The organism is Oceanobacillus oncorhynchi, assembly GCF_000821065.1.
GTDB lineage: Bacteria > Bacillota > Bacilli > Bacillales > Amphibacillaceae > Oceanobacillus > Oceanobacillus oncorhynchi.
Genome location: NZ_CDGG01000001.1, coordinates 2,042,360 through 2,063,405 on the forward strand (window position 1 = coordinate 2,042,360; position 21,046 = coordinate 2,063,405).

Below are 21,046 nucleotides of genomic sequence, written 5' to 3' on the forward strand. Positions count from 1 at the left end.
CTCTACACTCCTTCATTTTGATTTGCAATAACAAGCTCGACATTATAATTCTTACAATAGTCGATATACGCTTGACCAGGGCGTTGATCTGTAATCAGATAATCCAGCTGGTTCAGATTGCAATAAGTAGTTAAAGCGACTTTATCGAATTTTTGATGATCAACTAACAACAGCTTCTGCTCGATTTGTTCCGCTATATAAAATTTCAATTCGCTTTCCACAGGAATAGAGCTCGTTACGCCATTTTTGATAGAAATCGCAGTAGCAGCTAAAAATGCTTTGTTAATATTATAATTCTTTAGAATTTCCTGTGCCTGAATCGTTGTAAACGACTGCGTTCTGCGGTTAAGCGCGCCTCCCAAACTATAAACAGTAAGGTTTTCATAAGGCATCGTTCTCAGGATGAAATCAATATTATTCGTTACAATCGTGATTTGTTTGTCCTGAATATATTTAATGAGCTCTAATACGGTTGTTCCCGTATCTATAAAAATAATGTCCCCATCTTGAATATAGTTGGCAGCCTGTTCCGCAATCCTTTGTTTATTTGGCAGATTCTTTGTCTGCCGGTAAGTGAAGGAGGTTAAAGGCTTGGTGATATCTTTGTTTTGCTGTTTTTTTTCAGTAGGCTGATTAACAGCTGCTCCGCCATGAACCTTAACAATGTCACCGGTCTTACATAACTCCTGCACATCATTACGGATAGTATTTTTAGAAACTGCAAATTTATCAACGAGTTCATCATAAGAAGCTCTTTGCTTGAGCGTAATATATTCTTGTAATGCAGCGATACGCTTCGATTTGATGTTGATCACCTCTTTTCTTACATTGAGTATAACACAAAGAATCCAAAAAGTTAACAAGAAATGACCAAAAGTTTATAATTTATTTGAGCATTTTATTGTTTTGTTGATGTGACGGTGTTCTTGGATGCGTTTTCTTTTAGAAGGATGGGTAAGTTAATGTTTATTGAGATATTTGCTCTGCAGATGAGCAGTAGATTGTGTTTATGAAATTTGTTAGAACAAAAATGACATACTGAAATAGAAAGATAGACTTTGGTTTGTCTTCTTTTTGGGCATTAGAAGAGCTAATACGAGTTTTTTGCTAATAATAAAGGTGAAAAAAGGGAAAGTGTTTTCCTGTATAGTTTGTTTTATTTCTAATTTATTTTGTATAAATTAATATTGACATGAATTAAAAGCCTGTTTATAATCATCGTCATAAGGAAAACACTTTCCTAAAGAAGGGGTGAATTTTTATGAAAACATTAAATATAGGATTGATAGGTGCTGGAAGAATGGGGGCGTTTCATGGCCAAACAATTGCGCAGCGTATTCCTGGGGCGAAATTGTATGCGATTGCAGACCCATTTCCACAATCTGCTGAAAACGTATTACAACATATTGGAGAAGAAGCTAAAATTTATACAAATCCGTTAGATTTAATTCAAGATTCTGAAGTAGATGCCATTGTGATAGTTTCTCCAGCAAGAACACATTCGGAAAATGTTATTCAAGCGATTGAACATGGAAAGCCCGTTTTCTGTGAAAAGCCAATGGCAGTTTCGATAGAAGAGATGAAAGCGATCAAAAAAGCTGCAAAGAAAAATCCTGTACCGGTCCAAGTTGGTTTTAATCGTCGTTTTGAAAAGGGTTTTGAACAAGCGCATCAAGAAATTGTTGATGGACAGCTAGGGGACGTACAGCTGCTTCGTTCAAATACGAGAGATCCAGAGCTTTCTGGTCCAGAAAAGAAACCGGAATGGACGATATTTTTAGAAACATTGATTCATGATTTTGATACGTTGATGTACTTAAATCCAGGAGCGAAACCGGTAGAGGTATATGCGAAAGCAGATGCGCTTATCCGGCCGGATTTGAAGGAAAACGGATTATTGGATACTTCTGTGGTGACGATAACGTTTGATAATGGATGTATTGCGGTAGCGGATGCCAGCTTTCAGGCTAAATATGGATACGATGTACGTGCGGAAGTATTTGGTTCGGAAGGAATGATTACGTTAGGAGATATCAAAACATCCAGCATGCAAAAATTTAATACAGCTGGAGCAAGCTACCAAACTACCAGATATGATCAGGATCTTTTATTTGATGCATATGTTGATGAATTAAAGCATTTTGTGAAAGCGGTACAAAATGAAGAAGTAACGCCAAAAGTATCTATTGAAAATGCAGAATGGGCATTGTATTTGGCGCTGGCAAGTATTGAGTCTGTGAAAACAGGACTTCCTGTAAAAGTAGAAGATGTTATTTCATTACAGTTAAAGGAGGAAGCAATGTAATGAGAGAATATGGGCTATGCTTATGGACATTTGGAGATGTAGATACACAGAGAAAGATAAAGCTTGCGGAAGAGATTGGTGTAGATGGTGTTGAAGTGCAAGGAAACTTAGAGGATGACCCTGCGGAAATAAAAGAATTACTGAAAGAATATAACTTAAAGGCTTTATCTGTGACACCGGATAATGTTGATATTTCAAGTATTGATGAAAAAGTCAGAGTGGATGCTGTTAATTACTTTCTGGAATTATTAATCTGGGCTAAAGAGCTGGGAGCAGGTAGAATTTGTCTTCATGGTGAAGTTGGGAAAATAACAGGTTCAGGTAACTCGGATAAAGACTGGGAATTGCTTGTGAAAAGTACAAAGCAAATAGTAGAAAAAGCAGAAGAACTCGAAATGCCTATTGTTTATGAGGTGCTTAATCGTTATGAAAATCATCAAATAATCACGTCAAAAGAAGCAAAAAAATTGATAGATGAGGTTCAAAGTAAATATCTTACTATTTTATTAGATGCTTATCATATGAATATTGAAGAAAGCTCATCTGTTCAAGCGTTGAAGGATGCCGGAGAAAATTTGGGCGTTTATCATATTGCTGACTCCAATAGACAAGCTATTGGTAATGGACATGCAAATTTAAAAGAACAGGTAGCTGTTTTAGGAGAAATCGGTTATACAGGTCCTGTGATTATGGAAATGACAGCTGCCGGACCTAATCCTTTTACTCCTGTGAAAGAAGGAGACTACTTAGGTGTTATTACAGCATATTATCGTGCGTCATTAAAACAGTTAAAAGAATGGGAGAAATACTAAGGTTTCAGCGCTTTTAAGGCGCTGTTTCCTTCATATGAATGACAACGCTTTCCGGGAAGGTATTTAAAAAGGGGAAGAGGGGTAAATACATGAAGAAAAATACAAGATATATTGTTACATTAACATTGATTGCCGCTTTAGGAGGATTATTGTTTGGTTATGACACAGCTGTTATTTCTGGAGCTGAGCAATCCTTGCAAGTGTATTTTATGGAGAGTCTCGGCCTAGGGACATTCGCACATGGATTAACTGTTTCCAGTGCGTTAATTGGTTGTATTGTCGGAGGGTTGATCAGCGGATTTCTTTCTAACAGAATTGGACGCAAAAACTCCCTGTTAGTAGCTGCTGTATTATTCTTCGTTTCTGCTCTGTTATCGGCTTATCCTGAATTTCTATTCTTTACGAAAGATAACCAGACAATGGGACTTTTCATTATGTTTAATTTTTATCGTATTATCGGTGGAATCGGCGTAGGTTTAGCGTCGGGACTTGGACCTTTATACATTAGTGAAACATCTCCCGCGAATATTAGAGGGAAGTTGGTAACATTAAATAATTTAGCGATTATATTCGGGATGTCTTTTGTGTATTTCGTTAACTGGAGAATCGCAGCTGGGCAGGAATTAAGCTGGATTCATGATGTAGGCTGGAGGTATATGTTTGCTTCAGAAGCAATACCAGCCCTGTTATTCTTTGGATTGTTATTCCTTGTTCCGGAAACACCAAGGTATTTAATCTCTAAAAATAAAGATCAAGAAGCACTGACAATCCTTGAAAAAGTAAATAACTCGAAGGAAAAGGCAAACGCAATTTATCAAGAAATCAAACAAACCGTTGATGTAAAAAATGTTCGAGTGTTTTCTTATGGGAAATTAGTTGTCATTGTTGGTATTTTATTAGCTGCATTTCAACAATTTGTAGGCATCAATGTTATCTTATATTATGCTCCAAGAATTTTTGCGGAAATGGGTGCGAGTTCAGATGGATCGATGTTTCAAACGGTAATCATCGGAATTGTTAACTTTATCTTTGTATTAATTGCAATGCTGTTAGTTGACAGAGTTGGAAGAAGATTATTAATGATTGTAGGTTCCGTTGGTATGGCTGTAGGAATGTTTGGTGTTGCTGCACTAGCATATCTTGATCAAATGGGGATTGGCGCACTTATCTTTATCTTGATTTTTGTGGCATTCTATAATCTATCATTTGGTCCATTGATGTGGGTATTAGCCTCAGAACTGTTCCCTAATAAGGTAAGAGGCCAGATTATGGCAATCACTGTTGTGGCAAACTGGGGTTCGAATCTGTTGATATCTTCTACGTTCCCGTCTTTATTAGAATTTGGGGCAGGATTTGCTTATACTTTCTATGGCATTATGTGTGTACTCGCGCTATTGTTTGTTCTAAAGCTTGTCCCTGAGACAAAAGGGAAAACATTAGAAGAAATTGAAAAGTATTGGGAAGATAAACAGGCGAACTCGCAGCAGAACAAAGCTGTGTAGGGAAACAAGATAGAATGGAAAAAAAAGCTTGGTGTAGTTTGCGACTATATCAGGCTTTTTTAGCAGGTAAGAAAGTATAAACTTTCTTACTGCATAACTGTAACTAAGGTTGTCACCTAAAGGCCTGGTGACAACCAAGTTTTCTAATGATTTTAAAGAATAGTGAAATAAGAACCGTTTTACATCTATGGCGTACTCAGGTTGTTTACTGTAGAATTAAAGTTACTTAATGATAAGAAAACGATACATGATAAGAAAGTAGGGAAATGTTCTTGAAAGAGAAGCGACCGACAATTTATGATGTAGCTAAAGAGGCTGGAGTTTCTATTTCCACCGTTTCTAAAGTAATGAACGGCACGGGCAGTATTGCAGATAAAACGAAGAAAAAAGTAGAGGCAAGTATGCAGAAGCTAAGTTATCAGCCAATTGCTGCACCTGCATTGCAGAAAAGGCTGCAAACAATTGGATTATTAATTCCATCTATCGCTGATCCTTTTTCTGCAGAAATTGCCAGGAAAATTGAAGATAATGGACGCAAATATGGGTTCAGCTTAATTGTTTGCAGTACAGATAATAATCTTGTTAAAGAAAAAGAGTATATTGCTATTCTTCGTAAAAAATATGTAGATGGTATTATTATTGCGACCGGTTTGAAAAATGCGAAGGCGTTACAGGAGTTGAAAAACAGTAATATTCCTATTGCGCTTTTATCCCGGGAAGTTCCTTCGCTGCCTTTGAATACAGTTTTAGTAAATGATTATTTAGGAGCTTATGAAGCAACCTCTTATTTAATAAAAAAAGGTCATCAGCGGATTGCGGTGATAACAGAGGATATGTATTTTTCATCTGTAAAGGCAAGGGTAGACGGGTATAAGCAGGCGTTGGAGGATGAGCAAATGGAAGCGAGCAAATCACTTATTTCAATAGATAATTCCAGCTTTATGGATGCTTCGCAGTCAGCTGGGAAGCTGGTTAACATGCAAGAGCCGCCAACGGCAATTTTTGCATCTACAGAACCTTTGGCAATTGGTGCCATGCAAGGAGTTCGGGAAGCAGGTCTGATGATTCCTGATGATGTATCTATTGTTGGTTTTGATAATTCTATTCTGGCTCAAATGTGCTACCCTCAGTTAACAACTGTTGCACAACCGACGGAGGAGATGGCTGAAAAAATTGTTCAGCTCTTAGTAGAGGAAATAAATGGAACGGAAAAAGTGAAGCAGCGAATCGTATTAGCTCCGAGATTAGTGATTCGGGGGACAGTGGGGGAAGGTCGGCAGTAATAAATTCTTAGAAGGAGAATGCTATATGATGAAAGCGCAGCGGGTAACTGCAATACTTGAATATGTGAAAGAAAAAGAATCTGTATCACTTGATGAACTTGTAGATCGATTTGGGGTTTCTAAAAATACAATCCGACGGGACATTCAGGAGCTTGTAGATGAAGAACAATTGGTGAAGGTTTACGGCGGGGTGTCTATTTCAAAACCGCTGACCGTTCCATATCAAGACCGTAAAGTCAAGCAATTCCACGAAAAACAGAAGCTTGCAAAATTAGCAGCGGAATTTATTGAGGATGGAGATATTATTTTTATCGATTCCGGGACCACTACGGTGGAGCTGCTGGATTTTATCAAGTATAAAAATGTTACGATCGTCACCAATAATCTCGATTTCACTTTGGACGCCAGCGCTTATCCGAATTTAAATATTTATTCGACCGGCGGTGTTTTCGAACGTTCTACCAGATCCTATGTTGGAACAGAAAGTGCAGAAGTGATTCAAAAATATAATTTCAATAAAGCTTTTATGGCTTCAACAGGGCTTTCACTAGATAAAGGAATAACCAACTCCTCCCCATTAGAAACACAAGTAAAGGCAAAAGTAATCAAAAAAAGCGAGCAGGTATTTATTCTGGTAGACCATACAAAATTCGATAAATATGCATTGACGACCTACTGTGATTTTGATGACATTGATTATTTGATAACGGACCAGGAACCTCCGCAAGCATATATCAAACACAGTCAACAGAATCAATATGAAGTGATTTTTCCAAGGTAATTTTGTAATAGTTCAGGCAGAAAACAGTTTCATGCAGAAGAATTGCATTTTTGGGGTAAACTCTTTAATATAAAATAAAACCTCACACTGCGAAAAAATGCACAATCATCAAGAAGCTTTTCTTTTCATATTCCAGGTGCACGAAGCAGTGTGACGAATATAACTAAAGAAGAGGTGTAACGGATGGAAAAAGTGATTGTAGTATGTGAAGCAGGAATAACGACAAGTTTATTAGTAAAAAAATTAAACGACCTTGCCCAAGAAAAAGGACAAAATATCGATATCCAATCAAAAAGTCTGGAAGAAGGATTGGACTATGTGAAAGAACATGATGTAAATGTAGTGCTCTTAGGACCACAAATTCATCACAGCACGAAGAAATACGAAACGTCAACGGATGCAAAAGTGGCTAAAATTTCCGTGACAGACTATAATACCATGAATGTTTACAGCATTTTTGAACAAATAAGTGAGGCGTAGCAATGGCAATCGATGCAGAAGTTTTTATGCCTTTGATTACAGAAGCTTCTCAGGCGAAAACATTAGCCTATCAGGCATTAGGACTTGCAAAAAAACAAGATGTGCACGGATATGAAGCGGGCATCGCTGATGCTAAAAAGCATTTGATAGCTGCTCATAAAAAACAAACGGAGCTTTTGCAATTGAACAGCCGTGAGCAGCAGACAGATATCAATATTTATCTTATTCATGCAATGGATCATGTGACAAATGCCCAAATGATTTGTGATATGGCGCAGGAATTAGCTGAGCTTCATTTGAAAAATAAATTATAGTAAAAACTTATCCTGTAATTGGTATATGCCATTACAGGATTTTTTTATGGAAAAAGACCTGAAGCAAATCTAACCATGCAGATGCCAATCAAATTAACCACAAAACATAATAATAAATTAACCAAAAATTAATAAATACTTGACTAAATATTAATTTTTATAATAGTATATAACACAGAAACAACATTAGTGAACATATCTATAAGTTTAACAAAGGAGAATTTCAAATGAAAACGCTTAAAATTGGTGTTGCAGGATTAGGAAGACTAGGACTGATTCATGCAGAAAATATCTATAATCTAAAAGGAGTCGAATTGACAGCGGTTTCTAATTTAGATGAGGAAGTAAATAAACAGGTAAAGGAAAAATATAAAGTCCCAAATGTTTACACAAATTATGAGGAAATGCTGGAACAAACGGAGTTAGATGCTGTTTGCATTGTTACACCTTCTGGATTCCATACAGAGCATATTCGTTTAGCATTGAAGAAGAATTTGCATATTTTTTGTGAAAAGCCAATTGGTTTAGAAGTAGAAGATATCAAGCAAACGATAGATGAAATTGAGAAAAGTGACCGCATTTTTCACTTAGGATTTATGAGAAGATTTGATGAAGATTATCTATATGCGAAAGAAATGATAGATAGCGGACAAATTGGAGATATTTCGTTAATTCGTTCCTATAGTATTGATCCAATCCAAGGGTTAGACAGCTTTGTCAACTTTGCTAAGAAGAGTCCAAGCGGCGGGCTGTTCCTGGATATGAGCGTCCATGATATTGATGTGATCAGATGGCTGACCAAATCAGAAATTTCGACTGTTTGGGCAACAGGAACGAATAAAGCTGCGCCGGAATTGAATGAGCTGAATGAATTGGAATTAGGAACAGTTACTATGAAATTGGACAATGATGTAACCGCTTTGCTGGTGGCTGGCCGTACAGCTTCCCATGGTTACCATGTAGAAACAGAAATTATTGGAACCAAAGGCATGCTGCGGATTGCTGCATCTCCTGAAAAAAATAAAGTAGCTGTATTTAATGAGCATGGTGCAATCCGCCCATCCTCGCAGCATTTTCCTGAACGATTTGCAGAAGCGTATGTAAATGAATTAAAGGACTTTGTCCGCTGCATTCGTGAAAATCAGCAGCCTGAAGTAACTGCTCTTGATGGGTTACGCGGAACAGAGGTAGCGTTAGCATGCCAAGAATCATTTGACGGGAATAAATTGGTGGATATTCACTATTAAAGGACCATGCATATCATTTTAGGGGGAGAATAAAATGAATTTATTTAGTATTATCAGTTTTGTTGCTGTGTTGGTATTGATTTATCTCTATGCTTTTTATCGTACAAGAAGTATCGATAAAAAAGATTCAGAGGGTTACTTTTTAGGCGGGCGTTCCCTTGTCGGAACAACGGTTGGGATGACCATCATTATGACTAACCTATCGACAGAACAGCTGGTAGGACAAAATGGTCAAGCCTATGTAGCTGGTATGGAAGTGATGGCTTGGGAAGTAACTGCCTCCGTTGCTATCGTTATGTTAGCGTGGGTATTTTTACCAAAATATTTCAAATATGGTGTCAATACAATTTCTGACTTTATTGAAATTCGGTATGATACATTTACCAAAAGAATTGTATCTATTTTGTTTATATTTACTTACATTGTCAGCTTTATGCCCGTGGTTTTATACTCTGGAGCTTTGATTTTTAATGATTTATTTGGAATTGAGCAGCACTTGGGAGTCAGCAGAATAACAGCTGTGATTATTATCTCAACAGTTATTGGTTTAGTTGGGGTAACCTATTTATTTGTCGGCGGACTCTCCCTGATTGCTCATAGTGATTCACTATATGGCATCGGCTTACTTCTTGGCGGTCTGACCATTACGGTGTTAGGCATCATCGCACTTGGTGAAAATAGCTTCTTCGCTGGTCTGGATAACTTTTTAACAAGCCATCCAGAAAAATTAAATGCTTGGGGTGCACTGGACTCGCCAATTGTACCGTGGCCAACATTATTTTTAGGAATGTTGTTCAATAACTTGTATTTCTGGTGTACAAACCAAATGATTGTTCAAAAAGCACTAGCAGCGAAAAGCTTAAAAGAAGCGCAAAAAGGCGCTATGATTGTCGGGTTCTTTAAAATTTCCGGCATGTTTTTCTTAGTTATTCCTGGTGTTATCGCCTACAATATGTTTGGTGATGGCATGCAGATGGATCTTGCTTACCCTGCATTAGTAGCAGAAGTGTTACCAAACTGGGCTGCCGGTCTGTTTGGGGCAGTAGTGTTTGGAGCAATTATGAGTTCTTTCGTTGGATCGTTAAGTGCAACGGTTACTTTGTTCAGCTTAGACTTTTATAAACCGGTAATTAATAAACAAGCAACAAACCGTCAAATCGCAAAAGCAGGAAGAGTTTTAACGATTGTCATTGGTGTTATTGTTGTTCTTGTTGCACCATTAATCTCTTTATTCCCGCAAGGATTATATGCAGTTATCCAAGAGTTTAACGGGTTGTATAGTATGCCGCTTTTAGCAATTATTCTAGTCGGCTTTTATTCTAAAAAAACATCTGCAACCGGTGCAAAGATTACATTGATTTTCCACATTGTTGTATATGCATTGTCTAAAGTTGTTATTCCGGATATTCATTATCTATATGTTTGGAGTGTCCTGTTTTTAGTAGATTTAGCTATTCTATATTTCTATAGCCAAAAGAAACCATCTCAGGAAGATTTCCAATTCGACAAATATACAAACAAAGTCGATATCACTCCTTGGAAGCATGTTAGATGGGTTGGTATTCTGATTCTGGTTGTTGTTGTCGCATCCTATATTGTCTTTTCTCCACTTGTATTAGCTAATTAATATATTTAGAAAGCAAACATCCATGTTAAAGATGTTTGCTTTCTTTTGTGTTGATTAACTATTTTTACAATACTGCCTTTTTATCAGTGCTATTATCTTCCCAAATATGCTCTAACTCTTCCAATGTTTTTCCTTTCGTCTCCGGAACATACTTCCAAATAAAGATAACAGCAAGCACACTCAATGCACCGTAAATCGAGAATGTCATTCCGCCTAATACATCATGGATTGGCGGGAACGTGGAAGAAATCGTTAAGTTGGCAATCCAGTGTAATGCAGTTGCGATAGATACAGCTTGTCCGCGAATGCGGTTCGGGAATATCTCGGATACAACAATCCATGTGACCGTACCCCAGGTTAACTGGAAGCTCGCTACATATAACAGCATGAAGATCAATGTTGAAATGCCAAAGACTTCAAAGTATGCCAGGATAGCAACCATAAATAAGTTAAAGGCACAAAGTATGGAACCGCCGATGAGCATCGGTTTTCTTCCTATGCTGTCTACTAGAAGAATCGCTGTTGCCATAAAGACTACGTTCACAATACCTACAATTACCGTTTGCAGCATCGAGGCGGATTGTTCTGCTCCCAGCTCTGCAAAAATACGCGGTGCATAATAGAGAATAACATTGATTCCAATCAGCTGCTGAAAGATAGCGACCATAATCCCGACAAACAAGACAAGTTTGCCGTACGTAAAGATGCTGATTTTTTTAGCTGATTCAAAGCGGACGGATTCTTTGATATCTGCTAATATAGCCTGTGCTTTTTCCTTTGATCCATTTACTTTCTCTAGTACAATGGCTGCTTTATCGTATTCCTGCTTCAATGCCAGATATCTTGGGGTTTCTGGTACGGATAATAGTAATATGAAAAAGAGCAGAGCAGGTACTAACTCCGAAGCAAACATATATCTCCAGCCAAAGTCATCAATCCAAGCAAGTGATTGACCAGAAGCAATATTTAAGTTAACGATATAAACAATCAGGGCACCGATTCCGATGGATAGGGTATACAATGCTACATATTTACCGCGGCTCTGCTTTGGTGTTAATTCACTGATGTAAACTGGCGCAATGGCTGATCCGATTCCAACGCCAACTCCCCCGATAACACGATAGATGTTAAACATGAATAATAGGCCGAGTGTCGGATCATCCTTTGTGAAAAACAGAATTTCTGGATACGCACTGGTGAAAGCGGATACAGAAAATAGTAATGCTGCTAAGATCAAGGTCTTTTTTCTGCCGATCTTATTTGCTAGAAATCCAGAAATGAATCCGCCAATCACGCAACCGATCAAGGCACTGGATACCGTAAAACCATGTGTGAAGGAACCTAGACCCAGCGGCTCAATCAAGTATTTTTGTACGGATTGCTCTGCCCCGGAAATAACTGCTGTATCATATCCAAATAAGAATCCTGCTAATGCGATAATCGGCACGACGGTGAGAATATAGCGGTTATTATTTTTTGGTTTACTCATTTTATTTCCTCCCATTTTTAATACCATAATAGCTATTAAATGAGAGATACCATGAAGTAATTCTTCATGATATCTCTTTTTCCTGAGATTGTTTTCTCTCTATTTGGTCACTGCCTTTTCTTAATCAGTCCGTCTACATAATCATACGTTCTTTTCGCAATCGGATAAGGCTTATCAAATGGGGCAGGGTACATATCCTGCTCAACAACTGCCCATCCATCAAAATCAATATCCTTCAAGACATCGATAAAGGCTTCAAAATCAACGACCCCTTTTTCCGGCTCGCACATAATATCCTCACTGACTGCTTTGGCAAAGGACCAGTTTTCCTTTTGCATTTTTTCTCTTACTTTCAAATCACAGCTTTTAATATGCAGGTAGGGGATACGTTTGTGGTGCTTGCGCATAAATGCAACTGCATCCCCGTCTGTATACGCATGATGTCCTGTGTCCAGACAAAGCTTCACATCACTGTCCTGCAGCAATCTTTCAATTTGTTCTTCTGTTTCGATATGGCTTTGCGCATGCGGGTGGAAAACAACCTCTAAGTCATATTTGCTTTTTGCATGATTTTTGATTTTATCTACATGGTTGACGAACTGCTTCCATTCTGCACCATTTAATTCTGGTGAGCGGACAAGCTCTCCGGTAAATAAATCCGTATAGCAATCATCGATTAGCACAACATATTCTGCTGTTGGAAATTTCAATTGCAGCTCGCTCATTTTATCCAGCTGCTGGATCAGTTCATCCGTACTTGTTTCAGATGTTAAATCACCTACCAGCGTGGTTGCTACTAAATCTAATTGACGCTTGTCCAATTCTGCTTTTAATTTGCTGTATTCATTCGGCAGATAGCCCCATGGACCAAGCTCCAGACCGCTGTAGCCGGCGTCGGCCATTTCGTCTAAGCAGCGCTCCCACGGTGTTTGTTTATCATTTTCCGAAAACCAAACTCCCCATGAATCTGGCGCGGAACCTAATTTAATGTTCATACGTAACTCCTCCTGGCATATATTGTTATCGCAATGTAACGATCCGATTGGTTTAACTGTTATTCAGTGGGGGATAGGACTTCTGGTGAATGAAGCTTCATTTTATCACGGAGAACCGTCCGAAAAACCCCCACTGAGTGTAGTTTCGTTTTATACTTGAACTGTATTTTTTACTTGAACCCAATTTTTCTGTTCTGCTGATTTTAAAATAGCACTTACGGTTTGATCGATTTTCGCCCCGAATTCAAAATCACATGTGTACGGTGTGTTTTTCGTTACAGCAGATAATAATTCATGCGCCTCCAATATTTTCATGTCATTGTAATTGATGGAGATTCCAGCAGCTGGATGGAATGCGCTGTACCCTTTGTGCTCCGGGTTTAATAAGACGGTGCGGAAGCCGCGGTCTGCCTCATTATCGGAAGTGAAGTAAACATTCACTTCATTCATTCTTTCCAGCGTATAGTGAACAGACCCTTTTGTACCCTGAATTTCATAAGCTAAATGATTTTTACGGCCGGAAGCAATTCTGCTGGAAGAAATCGTTCCAATTGCACCGTTTTCATAATTGGTTAAGAAAGAGATAACATCTTCATTTTCTACCTCTTGTAATTCCTCCGAACCGGCTTGAGCCGGGCGTTCTTTGATAACGGTTTGGGAGATTGCATTGACACTTTCCATATCTCCTAAAATATATTGAGATATACTTAGTAAGTGAGAGCCAAGATCTCCTAAAGCACCGGAACCGGAGAATTTATTGATATGTCTCCAGGTGATTGGAAGCGATTCATCTAATAAACCATCCTGGTCATATGTTCCAGTGAATTTAACAATCTTGCCTAGTTTTCCGGCTTCCACGAGTTCTTTAACATAAGCGTTCGCAGGATTCATTACATTATTATAGCCAACATAGTTAACGACACCTTTTTCTTTGGCAAGCTCTGCTAGTTCAACCGATTGTTCTGCTGTCAGTGTTAATGGTTTTTCACAATAAGTATGTTTTCCATTCTCTAAAGCAGCTTTAGCAATGTCGTAGTGAAAAGCGTTTGGCGTTGCAATGTCAACTATATCAACATTTTCATCTGTGACAATATCCTGCCAGTCGGTGGTATATCTTGAGAACCCAAGCTGATTGCAGGCTGCCTGTGCCGCTTCCACGTTTACGTCCGATACCACTTCAAATACAGGTTTTCCATATTCAGGCCCGAAAGCCATTAAAGCGTTTACAAATGAGTTGCTGTGAGCTTTTCCCATCCATCCTGCACCGACTAATCCAATTCTTACATCCATATTAAATACCTCCTAGGTAACTTTTTGTTAAGTTTTTATTAACTCTGTTTCTAACTAGAATACTATTATAGATTTTTAGACAAGTCATTAGTTAATATTGCTTTAAAATTTAAGAATCTTGCTCTTTGGTATTTTGGTGTTTTATTTGATATACTTTATAAAATAGTTTTCCAAACAGCCGTGGGCTGTAGTAAGTATGCTGAATCTAAGGAGCTATGCATATGCAAATTGAAGATAAAGGAACCGTAGAGCCATCGAAAATGTATTTTGCAATGACCAATGAATTTGCAAAAAAAGCACTTTATTATGTGATCAATTCCGGCAGGTTTTATTGCAATACAAATTATCAAATTAGAAGAGAAACACTGGACAGCTTCCTGTTTATTTATGTCAAAGAGGGGAAGCTGGCAATTCAATATGACGGGCGCTCTTTTGTTGTTCAGAGCAATTCCTTTGTGTTTTTAGATTGTCATCAACCGCATATGTACAGAGCCATTGAAAATAGAACGGTATTTGACTGGTTCCATTTTTCTGGGAATGCTAGCAAAGCATACTTTGAGCTGCTTTATGCGAAAAATGGCTGTGTGTATAAGCTTTATGAGCAGCATATTTTGCTGAATTTGATGGAGAGAATTATAAAAATGACGGAAGAAGATAATGTGGAGGAGCATCTCGCTTCGATTTATATTCAACAGATTTTATATGAGCTGAATCAGTATTCTAATCCATCCGATCAGCAGATGGAACATAAAATAAAACAGGCGATTGCTTATATGGAGGATGCTTTTCAAAAGGATATCAAGCTGGAGGACATTGCGAGCTATGTATACTTAAGTCCATATTATTTTTCAAGAGTATTTAAAAAATCGATGGACAGCTCGCCGATTCAATATTTGATTAACTATCGGGTGAATCATGCGAAAAAGCTGCTGCATCATACCGATTTATCCATCGAAGAAATTGCAGCGGAATGTGGTTTTAATAGTGCTTCTCATTTTATAACAACATTTAAGAAAAATGTGGATATGTCTCCAAAGCAATTTAGAGCTATCTTTTTTTAAGGGAAAATGTATTGCAGTAACGTATGACTACTGCAATACTTACATAAAAGTGTTATACTATTTAAAAATAATGTGGCACAATTTGAAGGGAGATTCTGAGGGTGGATACAAAATACCTTGATTTATTAGCGGAGAAATTTGATAGGGAAGAAAAGGTAGTTACCGAGCTTATCAATTTAGAATCGATTATGGATCTGCCGAAGGGAACAGAGCATTTTGTAAGTGATTTACACGGGGAGTACCAAGCCTTCCAGCATGTTTTACGGAATGGCTCCGGAAAGGTAAGAGAGAAGATAAATGATATTTTCAAAGATACCTTATCAGAGGAAGACATTAATGATTTTGCAGCGCTTGTCTATTATCCAGAAGATAAGCTGAAGCTCATTAGGCATCAATTCAATTCAAAGCAGGCATTGGAAGAATGGTATGCAGAAAAAATCCAGCATATGATTCACCTGATTGCCTATGCGTCCTCTAAATATACGCGTTCCAAGCTGCGTAAGGCGCTGCCGGAACAGTTTGTTTTTATTGTGGAAGAGCTATTATATAAAACAGATGAATATACAAATAAGAGACCTTATTATGAAAAAATTATTGAAAAAATCATCTCGCTTGGCCAGGCCGAAAAGCTGATTATCGGCTTATCGTATACAACGCAGCGTCTGGTTGTTGATCACCTGCATGTGGTTGGAGACATCTATGATCGTGGGCCGGAGCCGGATAAAATTATGGATACACTGATTGACCATCATTCGGTAGATATACAATGGGGCAATCATGATGTTCTGTGGATCGGTGCGTATGCTGGCTCCAAAGTATGTTTGGCGAATATTATCCGGATTTGTGCCCGCTACGATAATCTCGATATCATAGAAGATGCTTATGGCATTAACCTGCGGCCGTTACTTACGTTAGCAGAAAGATATTACGATGATAATCCGGCATTTCGTCCGAAAAAAAATCCAGATCAGAACAACTCGGATCAGGAAAGACTGCAGATTACCAAGATTCATCAGGCGATTGCTATGATTCAATTTAAATTGGAAAGTCCGATTATTAAACGCCGGCCTTTTTTCAATATGGAAGAAAGACTTGTATTGGAGAAAACCGATTACGAGAAGCAGGAAATCACCGTTTATGGAAAAACGTATTCGCTGGAAAATACATGTTTTGCTACCGTGGATCCTGCTGATCCTGCCAAGCTATTGCCGGAAGAGGAAGAAATCATTGACAAACTGCTGCTCTCTGTACAACAATCAGAGAAGCTGAAAAGACATATGAATTTCTTAATGAAAAAAGGAAACCTATATCTTAAATATAATGGCAATCTGTTGATTCATGGCTGTATGCCTGTCGATGAAAATGGGGATATGGAACCGATGGTGATTGAAGGAAAAGCATATAAAGGGAGAGAGCTGCTGGATAAATTTGAAACCTATTTGCGTCATTCTTTTGCAGATAAAGAAACAACGGATGATTTAGCGACAGATATGGTTTGGTATTTATGGACAGGAGAATATTCCTCTCTCTTTGGAAAACGGGCAATGACGACGTTTGAGCGTTATTTTATTTCCGATAAGGCATCCCATAAAGAAGAAAAAAATCCTTATTATTATTTGCGTGAAAATGTAGAAATGTGCCAGAAAGTACTGGAAGAATTTGATTTGGATCCGGAACAAGGGCATATTATTAATGGACATACACCGGTAAAGGAAATTGATGGGGAGAACCCAATCAAAGCAGACGGGAAAATGATTGTCATCGACGGCGGATTTTCCAAAGCCTATCAATCTACCACGGGGATTGCCGGCTATACTTTATTGTATAATTCATTTGGAATGCAGCTCGTCGCCCACCAGCATTTTAATTCAAAAGAGGATGTTGTTTTAAATGGAGCGGATGTTTTATCTGTCCGACGGGTCGTAGACAAAGAGCTGGAGCGGAAGAAGGTTCGGGAAACGAACATCGGAGCTAAGCTGCAGGATGAAATTGACATGCTGAATCAGCTGATGGATTATCGTTATATTAATTGAGGAATGAGATAAACGGGTTATCTGAATGTCATTATTTAGATAACCCGTTTTTTATAAGGATGCAAGGTTGTCAGAGTATTGACTTTCTTCCCGGCAAATTTCTTTAATGGAAATACTGATAAAAAATTTATGGTGGTAAGAAAAATAGACGCTGCCTCCATAGATAGAGGCAGCGTCTATTTAAATAACTCAATAAATTATTTTGTTGCGGGTTCTTTATTCGATTCAAAGGAAATCTTTTCGTTCTTCCCTGCAATGGTTCCGAGAAAAGCGATAATCAGAGCTGCAGTCATTAAAATAATAAACGGCACCGTCCAGCCTCCCGTTTTGTCAGCAATGGTTCCAAGGAAAAGCGGTCCTGTAGAAGCGACAATATATCCTACAGATTGGGCCATGCCGGACAATTGCGCAGATTCCATAGCAGAATTAGTACGCAGGACAAAGAACATCATGGCTAAGCTGAACGCCGTCCCGGCACCAACACCTGTTAATACAAGAAAGACAATAATTAAATGGGATGAAGTGAAAAGCGTTCCCAACAAACCAAAGAAAAATAATAATCCGGCGCTGCAGCCAAGCAGCCGCTGATTCTGCATCCTTCCGGCAATAATTGGTGCAATAAATGTTGTTGGGATCAGTCCGATTTGATAAATGGCAATTAACCATCCGGCTTCACTTTCCCCAAACCCTTTCGAAATAAAGATATCCGGAAGCCACGTAAATAAACTGTATGGTATCAGTGATTGCAGTCCCATAAAAAAGGTGACGGCCCAGGCAATCTTTGATTTGAAGATAGCTTTCGATGGCTGGCTTTTGACGTCGACAAACACTTTTTTGCCAGATGAGCGTCTGGCAGGCAGCCGCAGTAATAAGACGACGACAGCGGCTGCGGATAGGAGGCTCCATATTTGCATCGCATGTCGCCAATCGAATCCGGATATGGAAGCAATCGGTACGGAAATACCAGAGGCAAGTGCTCCGAATGCATTCATTGAAACAGAATAAATCCCAGTCATCAGCCCCATGCGATAAGGAAAAGTAGACTTAATCAACCCTGGCATCAGGATGTTTCCAACTGCGATTGCCATTCCAGTTAAAATTGTGCCAAAAAGCAACAACTCCATTCCGCCATTTGCCCGAATAAATACACCGATGGACAGGAAAACCATCGCAATCAATAGTGTTATTTCCATTCCAAGTTTGCCAGATATTCTTGGGACAAAGGGAGAGAACAAGCCAAAAGCAAGTAATGGCAGCGTGTTTACCAGTCCAATCATGGCATTGGAAGCTTCCAGTTCTCCGCGGAAAAGTGGAATAAGCGGACCAACAGACGTGATTGGTGAACGCAATGTGGCTGCAATCAATAAAATTGCCAAGAGTAATAAAACGATATAGTATCTTTTTGCAAAAGATTTTTTTGATAAATGCATAATAAATAGGCTTCCTTTATAATGTATTTAAAAACATACAGAGAATCATTCTATCAAAAGAGATTAGTAAATGTAAAGAGATGCTTTTCGTCTGTACAGTATATTTATATAGAACAGCAGATAAAGCGTTTATGCGTAAAAAGAAACATGGCTCAAGGAACCATGCTTCTTTTCTGCTGCAAAAAACTTAGAAAGAAATCAAATTTAATTATCTTATCTTGTTTTCCGAGTAAATTATCCTCCAAAAAATAAATCAAATACATTGCTCGCTGTAGAACTTTCTGTATTGTAAAATTCGGAGTAACCGCAATCCTGACAATAGACAACCGTAAATCGATTATGCTGCACATCAAACACCTTGGATAAACCTGAACCGGTCATGGATACATCCTTTTTATCTGCATTTCGGCTTCCGCATTTCATACAGCCTTCACCTGTTCTCAATTTCATCACCTCTTCAATAAATTTATACGTATAAAGCTATTCCTTGGTTTCACCTCCTTTAAACGTACTTTATTACCGGAAAAATAAAAATATTTGCTATAATTAGAGTCTGACTTAGAATGTTTCTAACTATTGTACGGCAAGCGAAAAGTAATGAGTAAAGCGATTAAGGGAGGGGCAGGATGGTTTTGATTAGAAAAGCAGATGTTACGGATGCAGGCGCAATTGGTAAAGTAAGTGTAGAAAGCTGGCAGACAACTTATCGGGGAATTATGGCAGATAGGGTTTTAAAACGATTATCAGTGGAAGATAGGGTAGAAAATTGGAAAGATACCATTCAAGCTGATGAAAGCACTACATTTGTAGCTGTAGATACGGAGGAACAGATTGGCGGATTCTTGAATATAGCGGTAAAGGAATCAGCTGATTCAGCCCGTATCGGTGAAATTACAGCCGTTTACTTGCTGGAAAACTGGCAAGGGCAAGGAATAGGGAAAATGCTATTATTAACTGGCTTTACATGTTTTGTAGAGCAGTCTATCTATACTGTCCGAGTTGAAGTTCTGTCGGAAAATGACAGCCGTTTGTTCTATGAACAGTTCGGTGCAGAAATGATTGAAAAAAAGAATATTCAAATTGCTGATGACGTGCTTGATTTACTTGTATATGAATGGAAGGATATCAGTAGTATTGTGAAAATGAATTAGCCGTTGTGTTTGGCTGTGAGATGTATGAAATGACTAAAAATAAAGGTAGGGATGGAGAGGGAAAACGATGAATAATATCATACAAGATTTGACGGAATGGATAAACAGGCAGGAAAAACATATCATTATCGGTATTACAGGGCACGGAGGAGCCGGGAAGACGACATTTGCAGACCAATTGAAGCAAGTTTTCTGCCAGGATGCAAATTTGATATGTACAGATCCGTATATCGTCCATTCAGCGCTTCGAAGAGACACTCAAATTACGTATACTTTTCAAAATGAAGTCCGTACGGCTAAGATGACGGCCTGCCATCCTTTGGCTCATTATACAGAAGCGTTGGAACGTGATATACAAATGACGCTTGCAGGTATGGAATGGAGCACAATCGATAGAGATTATCTACCGAGTAAATTAATCGATCCAAATAAAAAACTTACTATTTTTGAAGGGATGAGTGTGGCATTTATAAACCCTGATTATTTAGATTTGCAAATTTACCTTTATACGGATGGACAGACCGAATTAACCCGTCGTTCCAGTCGGGATACTACGGAACGAAATCGAAATCTGGAGAATATACAAAAATCACATCAGGAAAGAAGAATACAATACAGCCATTTTATGCATCCATTGAAAGAGAAGGCAGATATTATTCTTTTTACGGATAAACAAGGGATGCATATAGAGAAACAGCAATTATCAATCGAATAATCAAAGCTTATTTTATTGGGAAGGGGCTTTATTTATGGAAATAAAGGAATTAACAACAGAACAAGCATGGCGGGAGGCGTATAAGGTAATGCGTCAATTGCGAGTGCATCTTGATGAATCCGGCTATCTGGAACTTGTAAAAGAAGCAGTGGAGGTAGATCGTTACCATTTAGCCGCTTTGTACGAAGGAATGAAAATGGTTGCTGTTGTCGGGTTTAAACCAATGACCACACTGTATTATGGCAGATTTGTATGGGTATGTGATTTAGTAACAGATGAACATAGTCGTTCGAAGGGGTATGGAGAACAGCTCTTGAAATTTGTCCATCAATGGGCAGAGCAACATAATTTTTCATCTGTTGCTTTATCGTCAGGCTTGCAGCGTCAGGATGCACATCGGTTTTATCAAAAAAGAATGGGGTATTCGAAGGTGAGTTATGTTTTTAAAAAAGAGCTTTAATGATAGAGCATGTCCTTATCACGTTATACATTTTTCACCTGCAAAAATAGTTGAGTTTGAAATCGAGAAGC

General features: G+C 38.3%; 20 protein-coding genes. 14 read left to right on the forward strand and 6 right to left on the reverse strand.

What is annotated here, in order from left to right; genetic code table 11:
- Nucleotides 1-2: 2 nt before the first annotated feature.
- Nucleotides 3-815 (reverse strand): DeoR/GlpR family DNA-binding transcription regulator, encoded by an 813-nt coding sequence (locus BN997_RS09665; protein ID WP_244882360.1) that lies wholly within the window; start codon nucleotides 813-815, stop codon nucleotides 3-5.
- Nucleotides 816-1,261: 446 nt separating this feature from the next.
- On the opposite strand from BN997_RS09665, the gene BN997_RS09670 reads away from it, so the two are divergent.
- The 9 genes from BN997_RS09670 to BN997_RS09710 all read left to right on the forward strand — a co-directional run bounded on the left by BN997_RS09670 (nucleotide 1,262) and on the right by BN997_RS09710 (nucleotide 10,351).
- Entirely contained in the window at nucleotides 1,262-2,305 is a 1,044-nt protein-coding gene (locus BN997_RS09670; RefSeq protein WP_042531762.1) for a Gfo/Idh/MocA family oxidoreductase, read from the forward strand.
- The gene (locus tag BN997_RS09675) at nucleotides 2,305-3,117 is read left to right on the forward strand and encodes a sugar phosphate isomerase/epimerase family protein (RefSeq protein WP_042531764.1); all 813 of its coding nucleotides are present in this window, start codon (nucleotides 2,305-2,307) and stop codon (nucleotides 3,115-3,117) included. The genes BN997_RS09670 and BN997_RS09675 overlap by 1 nt, the downstream gene beginning before the upstream one ends.
- 89 nt (nucleotides 3,118-3,206) lie before the next feature.
- The gene (gene xylE / locus BN997_RS09680; protein WP_042531766.1) at nucleotides 3,207-4,619 is read left to right on the forward strand and encodes a D-xylose transporter XylE; all 1,413 of its coding nucleotides are present in this window, start codon (nucleotides 3,207-3,209) and stop codon (nucleotides 4,617-4,619) included.
- A gap of 272 nt (nucleotides 4,620-4,891) precedes the next feature.
- The gene (locus BN997_RS09685; protein ID WP_244882361.1) at nucleotides 4,892-5,902 is read left to right on the forward strand and encodes a LacI family DNA-binding transcriptional regulator; all 1,011 of its coding nucleotides are present in this window, start codon (nucleotides 4,892-4,894) and stop codon (nucleotides 5,900-5,902) included.
- 25 nt (nucleotides 5,903-5,927) lie between these two features.
- Nucleotides 5,928-6,683, forward strand: coding sequence for a DeoR/GlpR family DNA-binding transcription regulator (locus tag BN997_RS09690; protein ID WP_042531772.1), 756 nt, complete (start codon nucleotides 5,928-5,930; stop codon nucleotides 6,681-6,683).
- Nucleotides 6,684-6,866: 183 nt separating this feature from the next.
- A complete protein-coding gene (locus BN997_RS09695; RefSeq protein WP_052484970.1) occupies nucleotides 6,867-7,163 on the forward strand; it encodes a PTS sugar transporter subunit IIB in 297 nt (98 codons plus the stop codon).
- A 2-nt stretch (nucleotides 7,164-7,165) separates the two neighbouring features.
- The gene (locus BN997_RS09700) at nucleotides 7,166-7,477 is read left to right on the forward strand and encodes a PTS sugar transporter subunit IIA (RefSeq protein WP_042531773.1); all 312 of its coding nucleotides are present in this window, start codon (nucleotides 7,166-7,168) and stop codon (nucleotides 7,475-7,477) included.
- Between the two features lie 227 nt (nucleotides 7,478-7,704).
- Nucleotides 7,705-8,724: a Gfo/Idh/MocA family oxidoreductase gene (locus BN997_RS09705; protein ID WP_042531775.1), complete on the forward strand. Its 1,020-nt coding sequence runs from the start codon at nucleotides 7,705-7,707 to the stop codon at nucleotides 8,722-8,724.
- Between the two features lie 34 nt (nucleotides 8,725-8,758).
- The gene (locus tag BN997_RS09710) at nucleotides 8,759-10,351 is read left to right on the forward strand and encodes a solute:sodium symporter family transporter (RefSeq protein WP_042531777.1); all 1,593 of its coding nucleotides are present in this window, start codon (nucleotides 8,759-8,761) and stop codon (nucleotides 10,349-10,351) included.
- A gap of 64 nt (nucleotides 10,352-10,415) precedes the next feature.
- Here BN997_RS09710 and BN997_RS09715 read toward each other — a convergent pair whose 3' ends face one another.
- The 3 genes from BN997_RS09715 to BN997_RS09725 form a co-directional block, all read right to left on the reverse strand.
- Complete coding sequence (locus BN997_RS09715; protein ID WP_042531779.1) at nucleotides 10,416-11,840, reverse strand: sugar porter family MFS transporter; 1,425 nt, start codon at nucleotides 11,838-11,840, stop codon at nucleotides 10,416-10,418.
- Between the two features lie 107 nt (nucleotides 11,841-11,947).
- Nucleotides 11,948-12,835: a sugar phosphate isomerase/epimerase family protein gene (locus BN997_RS09720; protein ID WP_042531781.1), complete on the reverse strand. Its 888-nt coding sequence runs from the start codon at nucleotides 12,833-12,835 to the stop codon at nucleotides 11,948-11,950.
- 150 nt (nucleotides 12,836-12,985) lie between these two features.
- Nucleotides 12,986-14,125 (reverse strand): Gfo/Idh/MocA family protein, encoded by a 1,140-nt coding sequence (locus BN997_RS09725; protein ID WP_042531784.1) that lies wholly within the window; start codon nucleotides 14,123-14,125, stop codon nucleotides 12,986-12,988.
- Nucleotides 14,126-14,346: 221 nt separating this feature from the next.
- Between BN997_RS09725 and BN997_RS09730 the strand changes: the two genes are divergently transcribed.
- Nucleotides 14,347-15,186 carry an AraC family transcriptional regulator gene (locus BN997_RS09730; protein ID WP_042531786.1) on the forward strand — a complete coding sequence of 280 codons (840 nt, stop codon included), beginning with the start codon at nucleotides 14,347-14,349 and terminating at the stop codon, nucleotides 15,184-15,186.
- A gap of 101 nt (nucleotides 15,187-15,287) precedes the next feature.
- Nucleotides 15,288-17,219: a fructose-bisphosphatase class III gene (locus BN997_RS09735; RefSeq protein WP_042531788.1), complete on the forward strand. Its 1,932-nt coding sequence runs from the start codon at nucleotides 15,288-15,290 to the stop codon at nucleotides 17,217-17,219.
- A gap of 197 nt (nucleotides 17,220-17,416) precedes the next feature.
- Here the strand turns inward: BN997_RS09735 and BN997_RS09740 are convergent, their stop codons facing one another.
- Complete coding sequence (locus tag BN997_RS09740) at nucleotides 17,417-18,649, reverse strand: CynX/NimT family MFS transporter (RefSeq protein WP_042531789.1); 1,233 nt, start codon at nucleotides 18,647-18,649, stop codon at nucleotides 17,417-17,419.
- 234 nt (nucleotides 18,650-18,883) lie between these two features.
- Nucleotides 18,884-19,072, reverse strand: coding sequence for a zinc ribbon domain-containing protein (locus BN997_RS09745; RefSeq protein WP_379542154.1), 189 nt, complete (start codon nucleotides 19,070-19,072; stop codon nucleotides 18,884-18,886).
- A 203-nt stretch (nucleotides 19,073-19,275) separates the two neighbouring features.
- Between BN997_RS09745 and BN997_RS09750 the strand changes: the two genes are divergently transcribed.
- The 3 genes from BN997_RS09750 (at nucleotide 19,276) to BN997_RS09760 (ending at nucleotide 20,975) form a co-directional block, all read left to right on the forward strand.
- The gene (locus BN997_RS09750; RefSeq protein ID WP_042531794.1) at nucleotides 19,276-19,800 is read left to right on the forward strand and encodes a GNAT family N-acetyltransferase; all 525 of its coding nucleotides are present in this window, start codon (nucleotides 19,276-19,278) and stop codon (nucleotides 19,798-19,800) included.
- Nucleotides 19,801-19,867: 67 nt separating this feature from the next.
- Entirely contained in the window at nucleotides 19,868-20,515 is a 648-nt protein-coding gene (locus BN997_RS09755; protein WP_042531796.1) for a uridine kinase family protein, read from the forward strand.
- 34 nt (nucleotides 20,516-20,549) lie between these two features.
- Nucleotides 20,550-20,975, forward strand: coding sequence for a GNAT family N-acetyltransferase (locus BN997_RS09760; RefSeq protein WP_042531798.1), 426 nt, complete (start codon nucleotides 20,550-20,552; stop codon nucleotides 20,973-20,975).
- The last annotated feature ends 71 nt before the right edge of the window (nucleotides 20,976-21,046 follow it).

What these genes read in the sequence shown, in the direction of transcription:
- BN997_RS09715 (WP_042531779.1), bottom strand. Translation starts at nt 11,840, where the DNA reads ATGAGTAAACCAAAAAATAATAACCGCTATATTCTCACCGTCGTGCCG.
- BN997_RS09720 (WP_042531781.1), bottom strand. Translation starts at nt 12,835, where the DNA reads ATGAACATTAAATTAGGTTCCGCGCCAGATTCATGGGGAGTTTGGTTT.
- BN997_RS09675 (WP_042531764.1), top strand. Translation starts at nt 2,305, where the DNA reads ATGAGAGAATATGGGCTATGCTTATGGACATTTGGAGATGTAGATACA.
- BN997_RS09690 (WP_042531772.1), top strand. Translation starts at nt 5,928, where the DNA reads ATGATGAAAGCGCAGCGGGTAACTGCAATACTTGAATATGTGAAAGAA.
- BN997_RS09710 (WP_042531777.1), top strand. Translation starts at nt 8,759, where the DNA reads ATGAATTTATTTAGTATTATCAGTTTTGTTGCTGTGTTGGTATTGATT.
- BN997_RS09695 (WP_052484970.1), top strand. Translation starts at nt 6,867, where the DNA reads ATGGAAAAAGTGATTGTAGTATGTGAAGCAGGAATAACGACAAGTTTA.
- BN997_RS09670 (WP_042531762.1), top strand. Translation starts at nt 1,262, where the DNA reads ATGAAAACATTAAATATAGGATTGATAGGTGCTGGAAGAATGGGGGCG.
- BN997_RS09700 (WP_042531773.1), top strand. Translation starts at nt 7,166, where the DNA reads ATGGCAATCGATGCAGAAGTTTTTATGCCTTTGATTACAGAAGCTTCT.
- BN997_RS09725 (WP_042531784.1), bottom strand. Translation starts at nt 14,125, where the DNA reads ATGGATGTAAGAATTGGATTAGTCGGTGCAGGATGGATGGGAAAAGCT.
- BN997_RS09745 (WP_379542154.1), bottom strand. Translation starts at nt 19,072, where the DNA reads ATGAAATGCGGAAGCCGAAATGCAGATAAAAAGGATGTATCCATGACC.
- BN997_RS09730 (WP_042531786.1), top strand. Translation starts at nt 14,347, where the DNA reads ATGCAAATTGAAGATAAAGGAACCGTAGAGCCATCGAAAATGTATTTT.
- xylE (WP_042531766.1), top strand. Translation starts at nt 3,207, where the DNA reads ATGAAGAAAAATACAAGATATATTGTTACATTAACATTGATTGCCGCT.
- BN997_RS09740 (WP_042531789.1), bottom strand. Translation starts at nt 18,649, where the DNA reads ATGCATTTATCAAAAAAATCTTTTGCAAAAAGATACTATATCGTTTTA.
- BN997_RS09755 (WP_042531796.1), top strand. Translation starts at nt 19,868, where the DNA reads ATGAATAATATCATACAAGATTTGACGGAATGGATAAACAGGCAGGAA.
- BN997_RS09760 (WP_042531798.1), top strand. Translation starts at nt 20,550, where the DNA reads ATGGAAATAAAGGAATTAACAACAGAACAAGCATGGCGGGAGGCGTAT.
- BN997_RS09705 (WP_042531775.1), top strand. Translation starts at nt 7,705, where the DNA reads ATGAAAACGCTTAAAATTGGTGTTGCAGGATTAGGAAGACTAGGACTG.
- BN997_RS09750 (WP_042531794.1), top strand. Translation starts at nt 19,276, where the DNA reads ATGGTTTTGATTAGAAAAGCAGATGTTACGGATGCAGGCGCAATTGGT.